The sequence below is a fragment of the Vibrio sp. OPT46 genome (genome assembly GCF_015163535.1).
Classification (GTDB): Bacteria; Pseudomonadota; Gammaproteobacteria; order Enterobacterales; family Vibrionaceae; genus Vibrio; species Vibrio alginolyticus.
The window spans coordinates 13,915-17,825 of the sequence record NZ_JADDYG010000120.1 but is presented as its reverse complement, the minus strand read 5'-3'; the positions used below and the strand labels follow the sequence as shown (position 1 = coordinate 17,825).

The following is a 3,911-nucleotide window of genomic DNA, read 5'->3' as shown; positions in this document are numbered from 1 at the left end:
TCGATTTGGTTAGTAACAATATTCTCTTTACCGACCACTTCTATCGCTTGTTGCAACAAGTCAATATTAAAGTTGGATACGCCAATATTACGGGTTAAGCCTTGCGATTTAGCTTCAAGTAATGAAGCCATGTATTCGTTCAAGTTATTGTTATTGCCAGGCCAGTGGATCAAGGTCAAATCCACATAATCTGTATTTAGCTTTTCTAAGCTCTCTTTTAGACTTGGAATGAGTTGTTCCGTGTTCATGTTATCAACCCAGATCTTGGTCGTAATGAATAGCTCATCACGTGCAATACCGGACTGTGTCAATACTTCACCGATTTCTGCCTCATTACCGTAAATCTGTGCAGTATCAATTACGCGGTAACCCACTTCTAACGCATTACGGACTGAATCCTTAACTACTTCACCCTCTAAACGAAACGTGCCGACGCCAAATGATGGTACTTTCATCTAAATCTCCTGAATTATCGATTTTATAGTTGATTCGAAGCAAAACTTTACGCCGCAAGAAACTTTCCGTAAAGTTAACAATACTCAAATCTAATTTGAAATATATTCAACAATGAAAGCTACTCTAGATGAAATGCGCACCTTTATGGCCGTGGTCGATACGGGTTCAATCAGCTCTGCGGCTGAACTGTTATCGATGACCGTCTCGGCGGTGAGTCGATCGGTATCTCGGCTAGAAGCCAAACTCGAAACGACCTTGTTAAATCGCACAACCCGTAAGTTAGATGTTACTAATGAAGGAACGATATACCTCGATAAAGTCAGACATATTGTAGAAGCAGTAGAGAATGCCGAAGCACAACTGAAAAGCCAGAAATATAAGCCTTCTGGCCTCCTACGAATAAACGCAGCTACCCCCTTCTTACTGCACGTACTAACGCCGCACATTGCTAAATATCAGAGCTTGTATCCAGAAGTCGAAATCGATCTCAATTCCAATGAGGAAAATATTAGCCTTTTGGGAACAAAAACCGATGTTGCTTTTCGTATCGGTGAGCTACAAAACTCAACCATGCGCGCGATATTTCTTGGTAAAAGTCGGATTCGAATCGTCGCGAGTCCAGAGTATTTAAGACAACATGGTACTCCAACCTCAATAGATCAGTTACTCAATCACAAGCTACTTGGATTCAACAAGCCGGAGTATCTTAAGGAATGGCCGATCATGGATGATAAGAACAAACTTCTGCGTATTATGAGTAGCCTAAGATCTGATAATGGCGAGACGCTAAGATGTTTAGCCTTACATGGTGCGGGGATAGCTTGCCTGTCTGACTTTATGACCTACTCTGACCGACAAGCTGGTCGCTTAGTGGGCGTGCTTAGTGAACACACGCATAATGTCGAACAGCCAGTTCATGCGGTGTATTACAAAAATGCCAGTACCTCACGCCGGATCAGCTCTTTTATTGACTTCATCAAGCAAGAAATCAAGGTAGAGAACCACCAGTTCCTTTAAAGACCACCGCTGTTTGTGGCAAAACACTTTTGTCTTTTTGCCGCTTTTTCTCACAACAAAAATCTCATAGTGTCCTGAATATCAGGGAGGCACCTTGCCTCCTAGTACTCAAAGTAATAGTCAGGCTTCATAATGCATAAAGATTTAAGTAACAGATTCACCATCGGTGTTGAGCTCCCCCTAGATAATGACTGGACCCAAGAAGGCCAGACAAAACGCCTGCTCCAACGAAAACCATTCGGCGTACCAGACATGAGTGCACATAAACAGCGTATTATGTTAGCCGATAAGTTAGGCTTTAACGTAGCGTGGGTGAGAGATGTCCCGTTGTACGACCCTAACTTTGGAGACGCGGCACAAATTTATGAACCGTTCAGTTATCTTGGCTATCTCTCTGCGTGCACCGACAACATTCTACTAGGGACAGCAGCGATAGTATTACCGTTAAGACAACCTTGGCTAGTGAAAAAAGCCGCTGCGACCATCAACGAGTTAAGTGGTGACCGCCTGATACTCGGTGTGGCTAGTGGAGACCGCCCTAGTGAATATCCCGTTTTTAATGCCAACTTTGACAGCCGTGGCTCAGCTTTTCGAGAAAGTGTAGAGATTTTGAAAGATACGCAAAATGATAAACTGGGTAACGATCTACAGTTATTACCCGAGTTTGCTGATATTCCTATCTATGTCGCAGGGTTAGCGCAGCAAAGTCCACAATGGATAGGAGAAAACCTAGACGGCTGGCTCGCCTACCCAGGCACACCTGATGATCATGAACACCGCGTTGCACTTTGGCGCTCCGTAGCGGGAAACAAACCCTACGCCAGCTTTATTCATCTTGATTTAGTCGATAACCCAAATGCACCAGTCGTTCGGCATCATTTTGGTATCCGGGCCGGAGTCAATGGCTTGAGCGATGAGCTCGAAAAAATGCAAGAAGCAGGAGTCAATCACATCGGGTTGCATTTCCGTCGTAATAGCCAACCAATTGATAAATCAATGGAACAGATCGCTCAGTACGTGTTGCCACGCTTTAACTAAGATCAAATAAAAATATGTGCCACCTTACTAAGGGGTGGCACGCTAGGCTTGGCAGTTGGAAAAACAAAAGCTGCAATAACGACAAAATTCTTTTGTTAAAACAACAATAATAGTGTTATTTTAAAGTAAGTCTTGGTTGAATAAAGTCGATGAACGCGGAAATACGCTTAGAGACTGAAGAAGATTTGTAGAACACAGCATTGACCTGTTCTCGTCCAGTATTTGTGATTTTTTCCGATTCAAACAATGCCACTAACCGTCCAGAATCAAGATCATCTTTCACCATAAAGCCAGATAAACATGCAATGCCGTTCCCTGCCAGCACTAACTGTCTAACCGTTTCACCACTGCTGGATAGGATATCAGGCTCTATCATCTCAAACCCTCGTAATGGCCACTGATTTAACACTTTAGCGCCAGAAAAACCGATCAAGTTATGACTGCGCAAATCGCCCACCGCTTCAGGGAAACCTCGTTTAGATAAATAACCAGGCGTGGCAACGATAAATAGTGGGCTTGTTCCTAAAGGTTTAGCATGCAGTGTTGAATCCGATAATCGTCCAATACGTATTGCCACATCGGTTCTTTTTTCCAATAGATCCACAAAACCCTCATTAGAGGTAAGATCGAGTTGAATATCAGGATAAGCCTCTTTAAATGGCTGAATTAACGGCACGAGTTGATGTAAAACAAATGGGCTAGCGGCATCAACTCTTAAGCGCCCCTTGGGTAATTCACCTCGTGTGATGATCTCTTCTTCAGCTTGCTGTATTTGTAGTAAACCTAAGCGAACCGCTTCAACAAACTGATGCCCTTCCTCAGTAACTTCCACTCTGCGTGTCGTGCGATTCAGCAAGGTTACCCCCAACTGTGATTCAACTTTACTAACCGCACGAGATACCCTAGCGACTTGAATACCTAGTGCATCAGCAGCGGAAGAAAATCCACCACTATCCACAACTGCCATGAGAATCTCTAATTCATCTGATCGGGTTAACATTTCATCCCCTTTCTTAACTGCGCATTTTAATCATTTATAACAAAAGTATTTTGTAATAAACACCATTTTTCGCAACGAATAACTCTTTAATAATACACGACATGGAGACGGGCTATTCGTTTATCCATTCATATTCAATGATTTTAAGAGAGAGTTGTTATGCCTTTAGCTTTACTTGCATTGACGCTTAGCGCCTTTGCTATTGGAACCACGGAGTTTGTAATTGTCGGTCTGATACCGACTATGGCCTCCGACCTCAACGTATCATTACCTTCAGCGGGTCTTTTAGTTAGCCTGTACGCACTTGGTGTCGCGGTTGGTGCTCCCGTTTTAACAGCGCTGACTGGTAACTGGAAAAGAAAGTACGTTCTGCTTTCTGTTATGGCACTGTTTGTTCTTG

At 43.3% G+C, this 3,911-nt stretch carries 5 protein-coding genes; 3 read left to right on the top strand and 2 right to left on the bottom strand.

Annotated features, from left to right (window positions below):
• The coding region (locus IQR33_RS05310) for an aldo/keto reductase (protein ID WP_193843577.1) at positions 1-455 on the bottom strand (455 nt) is incomplete at its 3' end.
• A gap of 112 nt (positions 456-567) precedes the next feature.
• Here IQR33_RS05310 and IQR33_RS05305 point away from each other — a divergent pair.
• Complete coding sequence (locus tag IQR33_RS05305) at positions 568-1,473, top strand: LysR family transcriptional regulator (RefSeq protein ID WP_017635966.1); 906 nt, start codon at positions 568-570, stop codon at positions 1,471-1,473.
• A 132-nt stretch (positions 1,474-1,605) separates the two neighbouring features.
• Positions 1,606-2,511, top strand: a complete 906-nt coding sequence (locus IQR33_RS05300; RefSeq protein WP_017635965.1) for a TIGR03571 family LLM class oxidoreductase — start codon at positions 1,606-1,608, stop codon at positions 2,509-2,511.
• 115 nt (positions 2,512-2,626) lie between these two features.
• On the opposite strand, the gene IQR33_RS05295 is transcribed toward IQR33_RS05300, so the two are convergent.
• Positions 2,627-3,511, bottom strand: a complete 885-nt coding sequence (locus tag IQR33_RS05295; RefSeq protein ID WP_042523726.1) for a LysR family transcriptional regulator — start codon at positions 3,509-3,511, stop codon at positions 2,627-2,629.
• A gap of 159 nt (positions 3,512-3,670) precedes the next feature.
• On the opposite strand from IQR33_RS05295, the gene IQR33_RS32350 reads away from it, so the two are divergent.
• On the top strand, positions 3,671-3,911 hold a 241-nt coding region (locus tag IQR33_RS32350; RefSeq protein WP_228013770.1), incomplete at its 3' end, for an MFS transporter.

Coding starts and splice junctions, on each gene's coding strand:
- IQR33_RS05300 (WP_017635965.1), top strand. CDS start 1,606: ATGCATAAAGATTTAAGTAACAGATTCACCATCGGTGTTGAGCTCCCC.
- IQR33_RS05305 (WP_017635966.1), top strand. CDS start 568: ATGAAAGCTACTCTAGATGAAATGCGCACCTTTATGGCCGTGGTCGAT.
- IQR33_RS05295 (WP_042523726.1), bottom strand. CDS start 3,511: ATGTTAACCCGATCAGATGAATTAGAGATTCTCATGGCAGTTGTGGAT.